General features: G+C 72.3%; 13 protein-coding genes and 1 pseudogene. 4 read left to right on the top strand and 10 right to left on the bottom strand.

Annotated features, from left to right (window positions below; all coding sequences use genetic code 11):
* Window positions 1-27: 27 nt before the first annotated feature.
* The 6 genes from LGI35_RS16705 to hrcA form a co-directional block, all read right to left on the bottom strand.
* Entirely contained in the window at window positions 28-3,279 is a 3,252-nt protein-coding gene (locus tag LGI35_RS16705) for a S41 family peptidase (protein WP_227294606.1), read from the bottom strand.
* A gap of 70 nt (window positions 3,280-3,349) precedes the next feature.
* Window positions 3,350-3,742, bottom strand: coding sequence for a VOC family protein (locus LGI35_RS16710; RefSeq protein WP_227294607.1), 393 nt, complete (start codon window positions 3,740-3,742; stop codon window positions 3,350-3,352).
* A gap of 20 nt (window positions 3,743-3,762) precedes the next feature.
* Window positions 3,763-4,506: a 16S rRNA (uracil(1498)-N(3))-methyltransferase gene (locus LGI35_RS16715; protein ID WP_227294608.1), complete on the bottom strand. Its 744-nt coding sequence runs from the start codon at window positions 4,504-4,506 to the stop codon at window positions 3,763-3,765.
* Complete coding sequence (locus LGI35_RS16720; protein WP_227294609.1) at window positions 4,503-5,576, bottom strand: nitronate monooxygenase; 1,074 nt, start codon at window positions 5,574-5,576, stop codon at window positions 4,503-4,505. The genes LGI35_RS16715 and LGI35_RS16720 overlap by 4 nt, the downstream gene beginning before the upstream one ends.
* A gap of 41 nt (window positions 5,577-5,617) precedes the next feature.
* Window positions 5,618-6,754 (bottom strand): molecular chaperone DnaJ, encoded by a 1,137-nt coding sequence (gene dnaJ, locus LGI35_RS16725; RefSeq protein WP_116513037.1) that lies wholly within the window; start codon window positions 6,752-6,754, stop codon window positions 5,618-5,620.
* Entirely contained in the window at window positions 6,755-7,771 is a 1,017-nt protein-coding gene (hrcA, locus tag LGI35_RS16730) for a heat-inducible transcriptional repressor HrcA (RefSeq protein WP_116513036.1), read from the bottom strand.
* Between the two features lie 121 nt (window positions 7,772-7,892).
* Here hrcA and LGI35_RS16735 point away from each other — a divergent pair, with 121 nt between their 5' ends.
* Both LGI35_RS16735 and LGI35_RS16740 read left to right on the top strand, forming a co-directional pair.
* A complete protein-coding gene (locus LGI35_RS16735; protein WP_227294610.1) occupies window positions 7,893-8,624 on the top strand; it encodes an MBL fold metallo-hydrolase in 732 nt (243 codons plus the stop codon).
* A 35-nt stretch (window positions 8,625-8,659) separates the two neighbouring features.
* The gene (locus tag LGI35_RS16740) at window positions 8,660-9,487 is read left to right on the top strand and encodes a DUF3097 domain-containing protein (RefSeq protein WP_227294611.1); all 828 of its coding nucleotides are present in this window, start codon (window positions 8,660-8,662) and stop codon (window positions 9,485-9,487) included.
* Between the two features lie 146 nt (window positions 9,488-9,633).
* Here LGI35_RS16740 and hemW read toward each other — a convergent pair whose 3' ends face one another.
* Window positions 9,634-10,866, bottom strand: coding sequence for a radical SAM family heme chaperone HemW (hemW, locus tag LGI35_RS16745; RefSeq protein WP_116513033.1), 1,233 nt, complete (start codon window positions 10,864-10,866; stop codon window positions 9,634-9,636).
* 53 nt (window positions 10,867-10,919) lie between these two features.
* Window positions 10,920-12,872 (bottom strand): SpoIIE family protein phosphatase, encoded by a 1,953-nt coding sequence (locus LGI35_RS16750; RefSeq protein WP_227294612.1) that lies wholly within the window; start codon window positions 12,870-12,872, stop codon window positions 10,920-10,922.
* A 92-nt stretch (window positions 12,873-12,964) separates the two neighbouring features.
* Between LGI35_RS16750 and LGI35_RS16755 the strand changes: the two genes are divergently transcribed.
* Both LGI35_RS16755 and LGI35_RS16760 read left to right on the top strand, forming a co-directional pair.
* On the top strand, window positions 12,965-13,219 hold the full coding sequence (locus LGI35_RS16755) for a hypothetical protein (protein WP_227294613.1): 255 nt from the start codon (window positions 12,965-12,967) through the stop codon (window positions 13,217-13,219).
* A gap of 35 nt (window positions 13,220-13,254) precedes the next feature.
* A pseudogene (locus LGI35_RS16760) lies at window positions 13,255-13,664 on the top strand (HAMP domain-containing protein); the annotation flags it as partial.
* A gap of 188 nt (window positions 13,665-13,852) precedes the next feature.
* Here LGI35_RS16760 and LGI35_RS16765 read toward each other — a convergent pair.
* Both LGI35_RS16765 and lepA read right to left on the bottom strand, forming a co-directional pair.
* Window positions 13,853-15,739 carry an AMP-dependent synthetase/ligase gene (locus LGI35_RS16765; RefSeq protein WP_227294614.1) on the bottom strand — a complete coding sequence of 629 codons (1,887 nt, stop codon included), beginning with the start codon at window positions 15,737-15,739 and terminating at the stop codon, window positions 13,853-13,855.
* 262 nt (window positions 15,740-16,001) lie between these two features.
* Window positions 16,002-17,861, bottom strand: coding sequence for a translation elongation factor 4 (lepA, locus tag LGI35_RS16770; RefSeq protein WP_227294615.1), 1,860 nt, complete (start codon window positions 17,859-17,861; stop codon window positions 16,002-16,004).
* Between the last annotated feature and the right edge of the window lie 149 nt (window positions 17,862-18,010).

The raw sequence follows: 18,010 nt of genomic DNA on the forward strand, positions 1-18,010 counted from the left end.
CCCACCACCCCCCGCGACGCCTGCCTCCTACGACAGGCCCTGCGCCCGCCCGCGTGGCTCCGGGAGTTCGGGTGCCGTCCGCGCCGGGTTCTCGGCGAGCGCCGCGAGGGCGATGCGCACGGCCTCGTCGAGCTGCGGGTCGCGTCCGGCGGCGTGGTCCTGCGGGGCGGCGACCACTTCGACGTCGGGGTCGACGCCGTGGTTCTCCAGCCCCCACTCGTAGCCGTCCAGCCAGGTCGCGTACTTCGGCTGGGTCACCAGCGTGCCGTCGACGAGCCGGTAGCGGCTGTCGATGCCGATGACGCCGCCCCAGGTGCGTACCCCGACCACGGGGCCGATCCCGAGCGCCTTGATCGCCGCGTTGACGATGTCGCCGTCGGAGCCGGAGAACTCGTTGGCGACGGCCACCACGGGGCCGCGGGGCGCGTCCATCGGGTAGCTGAAGGGGCGGGAGCCGCGCGGCAGGTCCCAGCCGACGACCCGGCGGGCCAGCTTCTCGACGACGAGCTGCGAGGTGTGTCCGCCGCGGTTCTCGCGCACGTCGACGACGAGTCCGTCGCGCGCCACCTCGACCCGCAGGTCGCGGTGGATCTGGGCCCAGCCGGGGGCCTGCATGTCGGGCACGTGGAGATAGCCGAGGCGGCCGCCCGACTGCGCGTGGACGTGGGCGCGTCGGTCGGCGACCCAGGCGTGGTAGCGCAGCGGCTCCTCGTCGGCGACGGGGACGACGACCGCGTGGCGCGGGTCGCCGCCGCCGGCCGGGGAGACGGTCAGCTCGACGGGCTTGCCCGCCGTCCCGACGAGGAGCGGTCCCGGACCGGTGACGGGGTCGACGGGGCGTCCGGCCACCGCGACGATCGCGTCACCCGCACGTACGGCCACCCCGGGCGCGGCGAGCGGTGCGTGGGCGCGCGGGTCGGACGTCTCGGTGGGCAGGACGCGGTCGATGCGCCAACTGCCGTCCTCGTGGCGGGAGATGTCTGCGCCGAGGAGGCCCTGCCGCCGGTCGCCGCCGCTCCAGCCGCCGCCCGGTGTGACGTAGGCGTGGGAGGTGCCGAGTTCGCCCTGGACCTCCCACAGGAGGTCGACGAGGTCGTCGTGGGTGGCGACGCGGTCGAGGACGGGGCGGTAGCGCTCCAGGACGCCGTCCCAGTCGACGCCGTCCATGTCCGCGCGCCAGAAGTTGTCCCTCATGAGGCGGCCCGCCTCGTCGTACATCTGCCGCCACTCGGCGACCGGGTCGACGTCCTGGCGGACCCGGCTCAGGTCGACGGTGATGTTGGTGTCGCTGTCGTCGTCGGAGGAGGCGCGCCGGTCGCTCGGTACGACCTTGAGCTTGCCGTCGGTCCACAGCAGGACGCGCTTGCCGTCGCCGCTGACGGCCAGGTGGTCGGCGTCGGAGGCGAGGTGCTCGATGCGCTGCTGGGCGAGGTCGTAGCGTTCGAGCTCGCTCTTGGGGTCGGGGTCGTCGGGGGTGGCCCGGGACGCGCCGAGTACGCCCTGGAGCGGGTGCCGCAGCCACAGGACGCCGTCCTTGGCGGCCCGCAGGGTCGTGTAGCGGGCCGCCTCGACGGGGAACGCGACGATGCGGTCGGCGAGCCCTTCGAGGTCGATACGGGTGGTGGGGGTGCCTTCGCTGTCGGGCGTCTCGGCGGCGGGGCTGTCCGGGGTGTCGAAGGGGCGGCCGTGGCGCTGGGGGCCGAACGGGGAGGGCGTCGCCGCGGCGAGCGTGATCAGGTGCGGCCGCGAGCCCCCGACGAACGCGAGGTCGAAGACGTGCTCGTCGTAGACCGGGTCGAAGGAGCGCGAGGAGAGGAACGCGAGGTGTTTGCCGTCGAGGGTGAACGCGGGCGCGTAGTCCCGGAACCGCAGCGGCGTCGCCTCCGTCACCGACAGGTCGGCGGTGTTGGCGAGCTTGAGCTGGCGCAGGGGCGAGGGACCGGGGTGCGACCAGGCGAGCCACGCCGAGTCCGGCGAGAAGACGAGACCTGTCACGTCGCCGTCCTCGCTGCGGTCGACCTCCCTGACCTCGCCGCTCTCGCGCTCGACGAGCAGCACACGCCCGTCGTGCGAGGCGACGGCGGCCCGGCTGCCGTCGGGTGCCATCGCGAGGTTCAGTACGCGGCCGAGCTGCCCGGCGGCGAGCCTGCGCGGGGTGGCGCCGGGCGCGATGCCGGTGGCGGGCGCGAACTCCAGGGCGTCGTCGCCCTCGGCGTCCGTCACCCACACCACGTGTTCCTCGCCCTCGACGCGGAAGGTGCGCGGGAGGCGGGCCCGTACGCCGGGCCGGGCGGCCAGCGCGCGGGCGGGCCCGGAGCGGTGGGTGACCCAGTGGACCGCGCCGCGCACCGCGACGGCGCTGCCGCGCGCGGTGTGGTCGGGCGCCGCCGCGCCGAACCAGCGGGCGGCGCTGACGGGGTGGGGCTGGAGGTCGACGCGCTGCCCGCCGAGGCGGACGTCCAGGCGGCGCGGCGCGGCGTCCTCCGCGCCGTCGAGGGTGTCCACGATCCACAGCTCTCCGGCCGACACGTACACGACGCGGTCGCCGTCGCTCGCCGCGTGCCGGGCGTAGAAGCCGTCGAGCGGCGTGTGCCGGCGCAGTGAACTGCCGTCGGCGAGGGACGAGTACAGGGCGCCGACGCCTTCGTGGTCGGACAGGAAGGCGACGCGGTCTCCCACCCACATCGGGTACTCGATGTTCCCGTCGAGCTCCTCGTGGAGGCGGACGAACTCGCCGTCGCCCGCCCGGTCGATCCACAGCTTCCCCGCGGTGCCGCCCCGGTAGCGCTTCCACCAGGCGGCCTCGCGGCCCATCGGCGCGGACAGCAGGACGACCTGCCCGCCGGGCCCGGTCACGACGTCGCCCACGGGCCCGTACGGGAGCGTGGTGGCGGGTCCGCCGTCGAGGGGCACGGCCCTCGCCCAGCTGCGGCGCAGGGACGCCTGGCCCTGGGTGCTGAGCGCGAGGACCTGCCCGTCGGGGGTCCAGCCGCGCACCGTCGTCCTCGAACTGCCCCAGTACGTAAGGCGTTTCGAGGGTCCGCCGTCGACCGGGGCGATGTGCACCTCGGGGGCGCCGTCGCGGGTGGACGTCCAGGCGACGGTGGTGCCGTCGGGCGAGATCCGGGGATGGCTGACGGGGACGTTGTCGGCGCTGACGCGCCAGGCGCGCCCACCGTCGAGAGGGGCGACCCAGACGTCGTCCTCGGCGGTGAAGGCGGCCAACTCGCCGTGCAGATGCGGGAACCGGAGATATCCAGAGTGCGCTGTCCGTGTCACTCGATCACCCTAGGCACGCGCGCACGGCCAGGTCAGGGGGTTTGGTCACTTGCCCCGGACCGCTGGGCGATCAGCCGCGCATCAGCAGCCACTCCTGGAGCTCCACGATGTTGCCCTCGGGGTCCTTGAGGTGTGCGACGCGCATCCGGTCGGTCATCGGCGCGGGCCCCTGGAGGATCTCGGCGCCGCGCGCGACGATCTGTTCGCAGTACTCGTCCAGATCGTCGACCCGCAGCACGACGAGGGAGCGGTACCCGTCCGGGGCGCCCGTCAGCTCACCGATGATCCGCGCCATCAGCGCCCGGTCCTCCAGCGCGATGCCGGCGGAGCCCGCCGCGGGGCTGAACTTCTCGTACGGGCCGTCCTGCGCGCCCGACTGCGGCTTGAGGCCGAGCACGTCCGCGTAGAAGTGGTAACAGGCACGGAAGTCGGTGACGAGAAGTCTGACCTGGGCGAGTTCCACGCGTCCCCCTGGGGGTCTGATCAGGACCAGCGGCCGGTGCGGCCGAGGAGCAGCGCCGTCGCGGCGGTCCCCGCGGTCGACGTACGCAGAACGCTACGCCCGAGCCGGTACGGACGCGCGCCCGCCTCGGCGAACGCGGCGAGCTCGTCGGGCGAGACGCCGCCCTCCGGGCCGACCACGAGGACGATGTCCCCGGCCGTGGGCAGCTCGGCGGTGGCGAGGGCGCCGCTGTCGCAGTCGCGGTCCTCGTGCAGGACGGCCGCGAAGTCCGCCCCGGCGAGAAGCGCCGCCACCTGCTTGGTCGTCGCGGCGTCCGCGACGTGCGGGAAGCGCACCCGGCGGGACTGCTTGCCCGCCTCGCGCGCGGTGGCCCGCCACTTGCCGAGCGCCTTGGCGCCGCGGTCGCCCTTCCACTGCGTGATGCAGCGGGCGGCCTGCCACGGCACGATCGCGTCGACACCGGTCTCCGTCATGGTCTCGACGGCGAGTTCGCCCCGGTCGCCCTTGGGCAGGGCCTGGACGACGGTGATCCTGGGCGCCTGCGCGGGCTCCTCCTGGACGGGGCCCGCCGTGACGACGAGCCGGTCCTTGCCCTCGGCGGCCTCCACGACCGCCTCGGTCCAGCGTCCGCGCCCGTCGGTCAGGACGACGTCCTCACCGGCCCGCAGCCGCTTCACGGAGACCGCGTGCCGCCCCTCGGCCCCGTCGAGCACGAACGTTTTGGCGGACGGCACCTCGTCGACGACGAACACCGGCGCCGTCATGCGGCACCCCCCGCGCCCAACACGTCCTTCGCGTCGGCGAGTTCGGCCGCGAGCACCTCGACGAGCTGGCCGGCGGGCAGCTCACGGGCGAGCCGGTGGCCCTGTCCCGCCCACAGCGCCATCCCCTGCGGGTCCCCCGCCTTGGCGGCGGCCTTGCGCAGCGTCGACGTCATGTGGTGGATCTGCGGGTAGGCGGCGGGCGCGTACGGGCCGTGCTCGCGCATGAACCGGTTCACCAGGCCGCGCGCCGGGCGCCCGGAGAACGCCCGGGTCAGCTCGGTCCGCACGAACAGCGGGTTGGTCATGGCCTGCTTGTGCAGCAGGTTGGCGCCGGACTCGGGACAGACCAGGAAGGCCGTGCCGAACTGTCCGGCGTCGGCGCCCGCGGCGAGCACGGCGGCGAGCTGCCCGCCGCGCATGAGGCCGCCGGCGGCGATGATCGGGATCTGCACGGCCTCACGGACCTGCGCGATCAGGGCGATGAGCCCGATGCCGGAGCCGTCGGCCTCCGGGTTGTCCCGGTGGGTGCCCTGGTGGCCGCCCGCCTCGATGCCCTGGACGCACACCGCGTCGGCGCCGGCCCACTGGGCGGCCTGCGCCTCCTCCGGGGTGGTCACGGTGACGGCGGTGAGGGTGCCGACGCGGGCGAGGGAGTCGAGGACGTCGCGGCTCGGGCAGCCGAACGTGAAGGTGACGACCGGTACCGGGTCGTCGAGGAGGATCGCGAGCTTCGCGTCGAAGCCGTCGTCGCGGCCGCCGTCCGGGTCGCCGAGCTGCGTCTCGTACCAGGCTGCCTCACCGGCGAGCTGGCTGCCGTAGACCGCGACCGCCGCGGGGTCCGCGTACTCGGGCTGCGGCATGAAGAGATTCACGCCGAACGGCTGGTTGGTCAGCCCCCGTACCTGCTTGATCTCCTGGTACATCCCGTCGGCGGTTTTGTACCCGGCGGCGAGGAACCCGAGCCCGCCGGCCTCCGACACGGCGGCGGCGAGCTGCGGACAGGAGGCACCGCCCGCCATGGGTGCCTGCACGATCGGATAGTGACAGAGATCGGTCAGCGTGGGGGACATGACCGCATCGTGCCACGTCCCCCGTACAAGTCCGAATCCGCCTACCGGCCGTTGAACGCGTCCTTGAGCCGCGAGAACAGACCCTGCTGACCGGGCTGGAACTGCCCCGTGGGACGTTCCTCGCCGCGCAGCTTCGACAGCTCACGCAGCACCCGCTCCTGCTCGGCGTCCAGCTTCGTCGGCGTCAGGACCTCGACATGCACGATGAGGTCGCCGCGACCGCCGCCGCGCAGGTGCGTGATGCCGCGCCCGTGCAGCGGGACCGACTGACCGGACTGCGTGCCCGGCCGGATGTCGATCTCCTCGAGGCCGTCGAGCGTCTCCAGCGGCACCTTGGTGCCGAGCGCCGCCGCCGTCATCGGGATGGTGACGGTGCAGTGCAGATCGTCGCCGCGCCGCTGGAAGACGGGGTGCGGCAGCTCGTGGATCTCGACGTACAGGTCACCGGCGGGGCCGCCGCCGGGGCCGACCTCGCCCTCGCCCGCGAGCTGGATCCGCGTGCCGTTGTCGACACCGGCCGGGATCTTCACGGTGAGCGTGCGCCGCGAGCGGATGCGGCCGTCACCGGCGCACTCCGGGCACGGCGTCGGCACGACCGTGCCGAAGCCCTGGCACTGCGGGCACGGCCGCGAGGTCATGACCTGGCCCAGGAAGGACCGCGTGACCTGGGACACCTCGCCGCGACCGCGGCACATGTCACAGGTCTGCGCGGACGTACCCGGCGCGGCACCCTCGCCGCTGCAGGTCGTACAGACGATGGCCGTGTCGACCTGGATGTCCTTGGTGGTCCCGAAGGCGGCCTCGTCCAGCTCGATCTCGAGCCGGATCATGGCGTCCTGGCCGCGGCGCGTGCGCGACCGGGGACCACGCTGGGACGCCGTTCCGAAGAACGCGTCCATGATGTCGGAGAAGTTCCCGAAGCCACCGGCGCCGAAGCCGCCGGCTCCGCCTCCGCCCGCCTGCGAGAGGGGGTCGCCGCCGAGGTCGTAGACCTGCTTCTTCTGCGGGTCCGACAACACCTCGTAGGCGGCGTTGATCTCCTTGAACCGCTCCTGTGTCTTCGGGTCCGGATTCACGTCCGGGTGAAGTTCACGGGCCAGCCTGCGGAAGGCCTTCTTGATCTCGTCCTGGGAGGCGTCGCGGCGCACGCCGAGTACGGCGTAGTAGTCCGTGGCCACTTACGACTCCGCCAGGATCTGTCCGACGTAACGTGCCACTGCGCGTACTGCTCCCATCGTTCCCGGATAGTCCATGCGGGTCGGTCCGACCACGCCGAGCTTGGCGACTGCCTCGCTGCCCGAACCGTAGCCGACCGAGACCACGGAGGTAGAGCTGAGTCCCTCATGGGCGTTCTCATGACCGATCCGTACGGCCATGCCCGAATCGTTTACCTCACCAAGGAGTTTGAGGAGCACGACCTGCTCCTCAAGGGCCTCGAGAACGGGCCGGATGGTGAGGGGAAAGTCATGTCCGAAGCGGGTGAGATTGGCGGTTCCGCCGATCATCAGCCGCTCCTCGGTCTCCTCGACGAGTGTCTCCAGCAAAGTGGAGAGCACCGTCGAGACCGTGCCGCGGTCCTCCGCGTCGAAGGACTCCGGCAGGTCCTGCACCAGCTGCGGCACGTCCGCGAAGCGGCGTCCCGCGACCCTGCTGTTGAGCCGGGCCCGCAGATCGGCGAGAGAGGTCTCGCCGAACGGCGCCGGGCAGTCGATCATCCGCTGCTCGACCCGCCCCGTGTCCGTGATCAGCACGAGCATCACGCGGGCCGCGGCGAGCGAGAGCAGTTCCACGTGGCGCACGGTGGACCGCGTCAGGGACGGGTACTGCACCACGGCGACCTGCCGCGTCAGCTGCGCGAGCAGCCGCACGGTCCGGCCGACGACGTCGTCGAGGTCGACGGCGCCGTCGAGGAAGTTCTGGATGGCGCGGCGCTCGGGCCCCGTCATCGGCTTGACCGCCGTCAGCTTGTCCACGAACAGGCGGTAGCCCTTGTCGGTCGGGATCCGCCCGGCGCTCGTGTGGGGCTGGGCGATGAAGCCCTCCTCCTCGAGCGCCGCCATGTCGTTGCGCACCGTCGCCGGTGAGACGCCGAGGCTGTGCCGCTCGGTGAGCGCCTTGGAGCCGACCGGCTCCTCGGTCCCCACGTAGTCCTGGACGATGGCGCGCAGCACTTCGAGCCTGCGTTCACTGAGCATTCGCGCGCACCTCCAGCTGTGTCGTCCGCGGCTGGCACTCGGTGCGGCCGAGTGCCAATGGCCTCCGGGTCAGTGTACGGCCGGTGGGTACGGGCCCGGCAAGGGCGCTAGCGTCGGACCCATGGACGACCTGGACTGGAATGCGGTGGGCTGGGAGGAGCTGTCCGCTCGGGCGGGGCGGGTCCGGCTGCCGGGCTGGGACTGCACGACGGGCCTTGTGGTGGGCGACGGGGCGGCGTTGCTCGTCGACACGGGTTCGTCACTTCGTGAGGGTGCGGTGTTGCGGGCGGACACCCGGCGCCTCATCGGCCCGCACGCGCGCGTGACGCATATCGCGCTGACGCACCCCCATTTCGACCATGTTCTCGGCACTGCGGCGTTCGCCGGTGTCGAGGTGTACGGCGCCGCGGGCATCGACACGGTGTTCACGCGGGGCCGCGACGAGCTGCGGGCCTCCGCGATGGCGCACGGCGTGCCGCGCGAGGAGGCGGCCGAGGCCGCTGACGTGCTCGTCGTGCCGCCCCACCGGGTGTGCGGGGAGTGGACGCTCGATCTGGGCGGCGGGCTCCAGGTGCTGCTCGCGAACGTGGGCCCGGCACACAGCGGGCACGACCTGGCGGTCCTGGTGCCGGGCACGCCCGAGGTCGTCTTCTGCGGCGATCTGGTCGAGGAGTCGGGCGAGCCGCAGGCGGGCAGTGACGCGGTGCCGAGCCGCTGGCCGGCCGCCCTGGACCGGCTGCTGGAACTGGGTGGTGAAGACGCCGTGTACGTCCCCGGGCACGGAGCCGCGGTGAATGCGGAGTTTGTCCGTGCGCAGCGTGCCGAGCTGGCGGCGCGTTTCGGCGTGTCGTAACCGCACGGCCGTTCGCACTTCCTATCGTCTGCAGAATGCGCCAGTACTCCCCCGACTTCACCCCGCCGTGGAAGAAGCAGCAGGCCGCGCCCGAGGTGGCGGCGGACGTGGATCTCGTGGTCGAGGAGGTCACGACCGGGTTCTGCGGGGCCGTCGTCCGCTGCGAGAAGACGGCCCAGGGCCCGACGGTGACCCTGGAGGACCGCTTCGGCAAGCACCGGGTGTTCCCCATGGACCCGCGCGGCTTCCTGCTCGAGGGCCGGGTCGTCACCCTCGTACGTCCCGGGTCCGCCGCGCCCGCGCGTCCCACGCGCACGGCCTCCGGGTCGGTCGCGGTGCCCGGGGCACGGGCGCGGGTCGCGCGGGCCGGGCGCATCTATGTGGAGGGCCGGCACGACGCGGAACTGGTGGAGCGGGTCTGGGGCGACGACCTGCGCATCGAGGGCGTGGTCGTGGAGTACCTGGAGGGCGTCGACGACCTGCCCGCGATCGTCGCCCGGTTCGCCCCGGGGCCCGACGCCCGGCTCGGCGTCCTCGTCGACCATCTGGTGCCCGGCTCGAAGGAGTCACGCATCGCGGCGCAGGTCACCGGCGAGCACGCGCTGGTCGTCGGCCACCCCTACATCGACGTGTGGGAGGCCGTGAAGCCGTCGGCCGTGGGCATCCGGGCGTGGCCCCTGGTGCCGCGCGGCCAGGACTGGAAGACGGGCGTGTGCCGGGCGCTCGGCTGGCCGGAGAACACCGGCGCAGCCTGGCAGCACATCCTGTCGCGGGTGCACAGCTACCGCGACCTGGAGCCCGAACTCCTGGGCAGGGTCGAGGAGTTGATCGATTTCGTGACACTGCCCGCGGACCTCTCCTAGGAGAGTTGGAGCCCGTCCCAGGAGCGTCGGGGCCTTGCCCTGGAACTGCCGGGAGCCCGTCCCAGGAGCGTCGGGGCCTTGCCCTGGAACTGCCGGGAGCCCGTCCCAGGAGCGTCGGGGCCCCGTCCCATGAGCGTTGGGGCCCCTCAGTCGACGAGGTCGCGGACGACCGCGTCGGCGAGGAGGCGGCCGCGCAGGGTGAGGACGGCGCGCCCGGACTCGTACGGGGCCGCTTCGAGCAGGCCGTCGGACAGGGCCCGGCCGGCGGCGGCACGGCCCGCCGGCTTCAGGAGCGACAGGGGGCAGCCCTCGAGGAGGCGCAGCTCCAGCAGGATGCGCTCGACGCGCCGGTCCTCGTCCGACAGGAGCTCGCGCCCCGCGCCGGGCGAGCGCCCCTCCGCGAGGCGCCCGGCGTAGGCGCCCGGGTGCTTCACGTTCCACCAGCGCACCCCGCCGACGTGGCTGTGCGCGCCGGGGCCCGCGCCCCACCAGTCGGCCCCGCGCCAGTACAGCTCGTTGTGCAGGCAGCGCCCGGCGTCGGTGGTGGCCCAGTTCGACACCTCGTACCAGTCGAAGCCCGCCCCGCCGAGGACCTCGTCCGCGATCAGGTAGCGGTCCGCGTGGACGTCGTCGTCCGTCATCGGGACCTCGCCTCGGCGGATGCGCCGGGCGAGCTGGGTGCCCTCCTCGACGATCAGCGCGTACGCCGACACATGGTCGGGCCCGGCGCCGATGGCCGCCTCCAGCGAGGCCCGCCAGTCGTCGTCGCTCTCGCCGGGGGTGCCGTAGATCAGGTCGAGGTTGACGTGGTCGAAGCCCGCGGCGCGCGCCTCGGCGACACAGGCCTCGGGGCGGCCGGGGGTGTGGGTGCGGTCGAGGATCTTCAGGACGTGCTGCTTGGCGCTCTGCATGCCGAAGGAGATCCGGTTGAAGCCGCCTTCGCGGAGGGTCTCCAGGTAGGCGGGGCCGACGGACTCGGGGTTGGCCTCCGTCGTCACCTCGGCGTCGGGCGCGAGCCCGAACTCGTCGCGGATCGCCCCGAGCATCCGTACGAGGTCGTCTGCCGCGAGGAGCGTCGGGGTGCCGCCGCCGACGAAGACGGTGCGCACCTGGCGCGGGTCGTCTCCGAGGACCTTGCGGGCGAGGCGCACCTCGTCGACGAGGGTGTCCGCGTAGTTGTCGCGGGAGGCGAGCACACCGCCGGAGCCGCGCAGCTCGGTCGCGGTGTACGTGTTGAAGTCGCAGTAGCCGCAGCGCGTGGCGCAGTACGGGACGTGCAGATAGAACCCGAGGGGCCGGTCCGCCGCCCCGGCCAGGGCGGAGGCGGGCAGCGCGCCGTCGTCGGGGACGGGCTCACCGTCGGGGAGTGCGGAAGGCATGGACCCATTGTCCCGCAGCCGTGAGGTTGTCCCGCCGGTCGCTGCTCCGGGGCTCAGCGGGCCTGGAGGACCAGGAGGGCGAGGTCGTCGTCGGGCGGACTCTCGGAGAACTCGTGGACCAGCCGTCTGATCCGCTCGGCGAGCAGGGGTGCGGTGAGGCCCGTGCAGCCGGCGAGGGCGTGCGAGAGGCCGTCGCCGTCGTCGAACTGGCGGTGCCCGTCCCGGCGCTCCGTCACCCCGTCCGTGACGCACAGGAGGGTGTCGCCGTCGTGGAGCACGAGGCTCTCGCTGGTGTAGCCGGGGTCGTCGACGACGCCGAGGAGCACCTGGGGCTCGGCGGCGGACACGACCGGGCCGTCGGGCCGCAGCAGGAGCGGCAGCGGGTGTCCGGCGGAGGCCAGGGTGCAGCGCATCCCGTCCTCGGTGGGCACCAGCTCCCCGTAGAGCAGGGAAAGGAAGCGGGGCGCGCCTTCGGGCGTGAGGCCCTGGCCGCCCGCGGCGGCGAGCGCGCGGGCCGCGGCGTCGGCCGCCTCCGTGGCGTCGTCGAGGAGGAGCCGGTTGAGACGGTCGAGGACCTCGGCGACCTGGTACCCCTCACGGGCGAGCAGCCGCAGCCAGGGCCGGGCGAGGCCGATGACGACGGCCGCCTCCGGGCCCTTGCCCTGGACGTCGCCGAGCGCGAAGCACCAGCGGCCGTCGCCGGCGGGGAACACGTCGTAGAAGTCGCCGCCGGGGCCGCCCGCGTCGCGCGGCTCGTAGACGAGCGCGGACTCGATGCCGGGGATCTGGGCGACGGCGGAGGGCAGCAGTCCGCGCTGGAGGATGCGGCTGATGGTGGCCTGGCGGGCGTAGCGGCGGGCGGCGCTGACGGCGAGGGCGACGCGGCGGGCGAAGTCCTCGACGAGGCCGGTGACCTCGTCGGGGAAACGGGTCAGGCCGGCCCGTCCGATGAGGAGCGTGCCGACCGCGCGGCCGCCCGCGCTGAGGCGGTAGGCGAGCGCGGCGCCGGCCGGGTCGCCGCCGAGGGACTCGAAGGGCCACGGCACGGGGACGGCCGCGCTGCGCGCCGCGTCGGTGGGCTGCGGCGGGTCCTTCTCCAGGATCTTGCGGAGCTCCTCCATGCGGTTCTCGCTGGTGTGCCAGACACGGGCGAGGCGGGGTGTGGCGAGGGCGCCGGTGCCGCGGCCCGCCCGGTCGGCGGCGCCCCGGTCCGGCCTGCCGTCCTCGTCGTCGAGCCAGACGGCGCACCAGTCGGCGAGGCGCGGCACCAGCATCTGTCCGGCGAGTGAGGCGACCTGGTCCTCGTCGAGTTGTCCGGCCAGCAGGTCGGAGGCCTCGGCGAGGAAGGAGAGCGCGCCACGGTTGACCCAGTCCCGGTCGTGCGGGTAGCGGCGCGGCGTGGGAGCCAGTGTGTCGGCGGCGCGCAGCCCGTGCTGAAAGGTTCTTGCGCCGGGGAACGCCGAGGGGTCAGCGCTCCGCGGCTCGGCGCCGTCGACGGGGAGGCGGGCCCAGACGGTCTTGGTACCGGCCTGGTACGTGATGCCCCAGGCGTCGGAGAGGGAGGCCACGAGGCGCAGGCCGCGCCCGCACTCGGGGGTGTCGGGGCCCATGTCGGTGCGGTCGCTGCGGACGGCGCGGGCGGGGTGGTGGTCGGAGACCTCGATGACGAGGGCGGCGGGCGCGCAGCCGCCGTCCGGGTCGTCGGGGTGGCCGGTCTCGAGGCGGCACAGCAGTTCGACATTGGTGCCCGCGTGGACGACGGCGTTCGTGACGAGTTCGCTGAGGACGACCACGGCGTCGTCGGTGAGCCGGTCGCCGCCGCCGGCCGTGGCGGTCAGGCCGAGCTCGGCCCAGTCGGCGAGAGCGCCCCGTACGAAGCGGCGGGCGGCCGCGGGGGCCAGCGGGTTTCCGGGCAGCGAGGTCCGCACGGCGGCCGGTGCTCCCGGGGGACGGGAGGGCTCGTCGGTGGCGTAGGCGGTCTCCCGTTGCAGCGGAATGGACCCCACGGTGCAGCTCCTGAGCAGTTCGGGCGAAGACGCCTCAGGCGACACGGACAGAGTGACAGACCGGACCCGTCCATAAGCACCGAGTTACCGAAGTGGGCCACCATGAGCGAGAACAGTGCTACGCGCGCGCTCCGGATCCGGGCCGGATCGGGGTCATCGAACTCCGAACTCCGAACTCCGTACGCCGCTCGCCGCTCGCCGCTCGCCGCTCGCCGCTCGCCGCGATGACGTCGGCGCGTGACGGCGACTTCACCAAGGCCCCGGAGACCGGGGAGGGCCTGGCGGCCGGACTCGGCGCGATGTTGACCAGATCATGGGCCGCAGCCGGCACCACAACGCCGAACTGACGCGGGTGCGGCGGGAGATCGTGCGGCACGGGCGGCTCGACGAGATGTCCGCCGTCGCCGACTAGGTCACGCGCGTGGCACGCGAGGTCGGCACCGAGGGCCGGCGCGGCGGCCGCGCCCAGGTCCGCGGCGTCCCCGGCGCGTGAAAGGACCCCACCGACAACGTCAACTACAGGGCGTCCAGCCTGACCTCGCAGGTCCGCAACATCACCCAGGTCACCACGCCCGTGGCCCAGGCCGAACTGTCCGAGAAGATCTCCGTGGACGCGCACGGCGGGATCCTGGAGCCGAAGGACACCGTCGACACGATGATGGAGCACCTGCGGGGCTTCGCGGACGAGGTGACCCGCGTGGCACGCGAGGTGGGCTCGGAGGGCCGGCTCCGCGGCCAGGCGCGCGTCGGGGCGTGTACGGCACCTGGAAACGCCCGACGGCGAACGTGAACAGCTCCAGTTCGCCGAGCCGACGGCCCACCTGTCCGCCGTCGAACACGAACCGACGGACAGCACCCCGCCGGACGCCGCCGCACCGCGCCGCCAGGTGACACAGATGGAGGAGCTGTTACGGGAGTTGCGCCGCGGCCGCACACCGTAGTGGCGGACCGCGGCGCATCCCTCAAGCGGTGACGCGGCGTCACTTCTCGCGTGAACCCGCGTACATCTCGTCGATCAGGTGCCCGTACTCGCGCTCGACGACCGGCCGCTTCAGCTTCAGGCTCGGGGTCAGCTCGCCGTGCTCGATGTCGAGGTCGCGCGGCAGGAGCTTGAACTTCTTGATGGTCTGCCACTTCTGGAGGCCCTGGTTGAGCTCCTTGACGTAGCCCTCGACCAGTTCGACCGTGACGGGGGCCGCGACCACATCGGCGTACGACTTGCCCTCCAGGCCGTTGTCCTTGGCCCACTCCAGGATGGACGGCTCGTCGAGCGCGATGAGCGCCGTGCAGAAGTTCCGGTCGGCGCCGTGCACCAGGATGTTCGAGACGTACGGACACACGGCCTTGAACTGGCCCTCGACCTCGGCGGGCGCGACGTACTTGCCGCCCGAGGTCTTGATCAGGTCCTTCTTGCGGTCGGTGATCTTGAGGTAGCCGTCGGGCGACAGCTCGCCGATGTCGCCGGTGTGGAACCAGCCGTCGGACTCCAGGACCTCGGTCGTCTTCTCGGGCAGCCCGTGGTAGCCCTGCATGACGCCGGGGCCGCGCAGCAGGATCTCGCCGTCGTCCGCGATCCGCACCTCCGTGCCGGGCACCGGCTTGCCGACCGTGCCGGTGCGGTACGCCTCGCCGGGGTTGACGAAGGACGCGGCGGAGGTCTCCGTGAGGCCGTAGCCCTCCAGGATGTGCACGCCCGCGCCGGCGAAGAAGTAACCGATCTCGGGGGCGAGCGCGGCGGAGCCGGAGACGCAGGCGCGCAGCCGGCCGCCGAACGCCTCACGCAGCTTGGAGTAGACGAGCGCGTCGGCGACCTTGTGCTTGGCGCCGAGCCCGAACGGCACCGAGGCCGAACCGGTCCTGCGGAAGCTGTCCTGGCTGACCTTCGCGTACTCGCGCGCGACCTCGGCCGCCCACTGGAAGATCTTGTACTTGGCGCCGCCGCCCGCCCGCGCCTTGGCCGCGACCCCGTTGTAGACCTTCTCGAAGATGCGCGGCACCGCGGCCATGTACGTCGGCTGCACGACGGGCAGGTTCTCGATGATCTTGTCCACGCGGCCGTCGACGGCGGTGACGTGCCCGACCTCGATCTGCCCGGAGGTGAGGACCTTGCCGAAGACGTGCGCGAGGGGCAGCCACAGGTACTGCACGTCGTCCGGGCCGACCAGGCCGGTCGCGGCGATGGCCTTCGCCATGTACGACCAGTTGTCCTGCGGGAGGCGCACACCCTTGGGGCGGCCGGTGGTGCCGGAGGTGTAGATCAGCGTCGCGAGCTGGTCCGCGGTGATCGCGCCGACCTTCTCCTTGATCAGCTCCGGGTGCTTCTCCAGGTACGCGGCGCCGCGCCTCTCCAGGTCGGCGAGCGTGAGCAGCCAGCCCTCGGGGTCCGCGGCCTCCGGCTCGACCCCGGTCTCGTCGATGACGACGACATGGGCGAGGTCCGGCAGCTCGGTCCGGCGCTCGCGGGCCTTGGCCAGCTGCGCCGCGTCCTCGGCGATCAGGACCTTGCTGTCCGAGTCCGCGAGGATGAACGCCGACTCCTCGGCGTTGGTCTGCGGGTACACGGTGGTCGTCGCGGCGCCGGCGCACAGGATGCCGAGGTCGGCCAGGATCCACTCGACCCGCGTGGAGGAGGCGAGCGCGACCCGCTCCTCCGGCTGCACGCCCAGCTCGATCAGGCCGGCCGCGATCGCGTAGACCCGTGTCGAGGCCTGCGCCCAGCTCAGCGACTTCCATTCGTCGGGGCCCTCACCGGCGGCTGGTACCGGGTAGCGGTAGGCCTCGGTATCCGGCGTGGCCGCCACGCGCTCCAGGAAGAGGGCCGCCACGGACGGCGGACGGTTCTCGATCAGGGTATGTGTGTCGCTCACGACGTCCTCCGGGGGCCCGCGGCAGCGCGGCGAGACTGGGCGCGGCTGGCTGTTGGCGGCTGTTGTTTAACTGGCGAGTAACTACCGAGCAGTGATCAGAGTAGAGCGCGGTCGCCCGGTACGTAAGGGGCCGCAGCCTGTCACTTCCTGTCGACAGGCGCTGTACACACGGCCCCCACAAAAGGCCCGCACAACAATGCCGGGAAATCAAGAGGCCCGCCGCACTCACGCGCGACGGGCCCCCGGACAGCTGTGACGCGGCCTACTTCTTCTTCGAACCGCTGTCGTCGCTGGAGAGCACGGCGATGAAGGCTTCCTGCGGCACCTCGACGGAGCCGACCATCTTCATGCGCTTCTTGCCCTCCTTCTGCTTCTCGAGCAGCTTGCGCTTACGGGAGATGTCACCGCCGTAGCACTTGGCGAGGACGTCCTTGCGGATCGCGCGGATCGTCTCGCGGGCGATGACCCGGGAGCCGATGGCGGCCTGGATCGGCACCTCGAAGGCCTGCCGCGGGATGAGCTCGCGCAGCTTGGCGACCAGCCGCACGCCGTACGCGTACGCCGCGTCCTTGTGCGTGACCGCAGAGAAGGCGTCGACCTTGTCGCCGTGCAGCAGGATGTCGACCTTGACCAGGCTGGAGTCCTGCTCGCCGGTGGGCTCGTAGTCCAGGGACGCGTAGCCGCGTGTCTTGGACTTCAGCTGGTCGAAGAAGTCGAAGACGATCTCCGCGAGCGGCAGCGTGTAGCGGATCTCGACGCGGTCCTCGGAGAGGTAGTCCATGCCGAGCAGCGTGCCGCGACGGGTCTGGCAGAGCTCCATGATCGAGCCGATGAACTCGCTGGGGGCGAGGATCGTGGCGCGCACGACCGGCTCGAAGACCTTGTCGATCTTACCTTCGGGGAACTCGCTCGGGTTGGTGACCGTGTGCTCGCTGCCGTCCTCCATGGCCACGCGGTAGACCACGTTGGGCGCGGTGGCGATGAGGTCGAGCCCGAACTCGCGCTCCAGACGCTCACGGATCACGTCGAGGTGGAGCAGGCCGAGGAAGCCGACGCGGAAGCCGAAGCCGAGGGCGGCCGAGGTCTCCGGCTCGTAGACGAGCGCGGCGTCGTTGAGCTGCAGCTTGTCGAGGGCCTCGCGCAGGTCCGGGTACTCCGAGCCGTCCAGCGGATAGAGACCCGAGAAGACCATCGGCTTCGGGTCCTTGTAACCGCCGAGCGCCACGGTCGCGCCGTTGTGCAGGGAGGTGATCGTGTCACCGACCTTGGACTGACGGACGTCCTTCACGCCGGTGATGATGTAGCCCACCTCGCCGACGCCGATGCCGTCGGCCGGGGTCATCTCCGGAGAGGAGACACCGATCTCCAGCAGCTCGTGCGTGGCGCCGGTGGACATCATCCGGATGCGCTCACGCTTGTTGAGCTGACCGTCCACGACTCGTACGTAGGTGACGACGCCACGGTAGGAGTCGTAGACCGAGTCGAAGATCATCGCGCGGGCGGGCGCGTCGGCGATGCCGACCGGGGCCGGGATCTCGGCCACGACCTTGTCGAGCAGTGCCTCGACGCCCATGCCGGTCTTCGCGGAGACCTTCAGCACGTCGTCCGGGTCGCAGCCGATGAGGTTCGCGAGCTCCTCGGAGAACTTCTCGGGCTGGGCGGCCGGCAGGTCGATCTTGTTGAGAACCGGGATGATCTTGAGGTCGTTCTCCATCGCCAGGTAGAGGTTGGCGAGAGTCTGCGCCTCGATGCCCTGGGCCGCGTCGACCAGCAGGACCGTGCCCTCACAGGCCGCGAGGGACCGTGAGACCTCGTACGTGAAGTCCACGTGCCCCGGGGTGTCGATCATGTTGAGGATGTGAGTGTTGCCCGGATCCTCGCTCGGGGCCCAGGGCAGACGGACCGCCTGGGACTTGATCGTGATGCCGCGCTCGCGCTCGATGTCCATCCGGTCGAGGTACTGAGCACGCATCTGCCGCTGCTCGACCACACCGGTCAGCTGGAGCATCCGGTCGGCGAGCGTGGACTTGCCGTGGTCGATGTGCGCGATGATGCAGAAATTGCGGATCAGAGCCGGGGCGGTACGGCTCGGCTCGGGCACATTGTTAGGGGTCGCGGGCACGCAGGGTCCTGTCTCTTGAGGCGCCTGTCGCCTCGGGTCGGATCGATACGTAGGTTCCATGGTCCCACGGACGCGGGACTGCGCCCGGTTTGGGCCGCTCGGAGCACGGCTGGTAACGTTGACAGCTGTGTCTCTTGCCCTCTCAGCAC

Source organism: Streptomyces longhuiensis (genome assembly GCF_020616555.1).
In the GTDB taxonomy this organism is placed as follows: domain Bacteria; phylum Actinomycetota; class Actinomycetes; order Streptomycetales; family Streptomycetaceae; genus Streptomyces; species Streptomyces longhuiensis.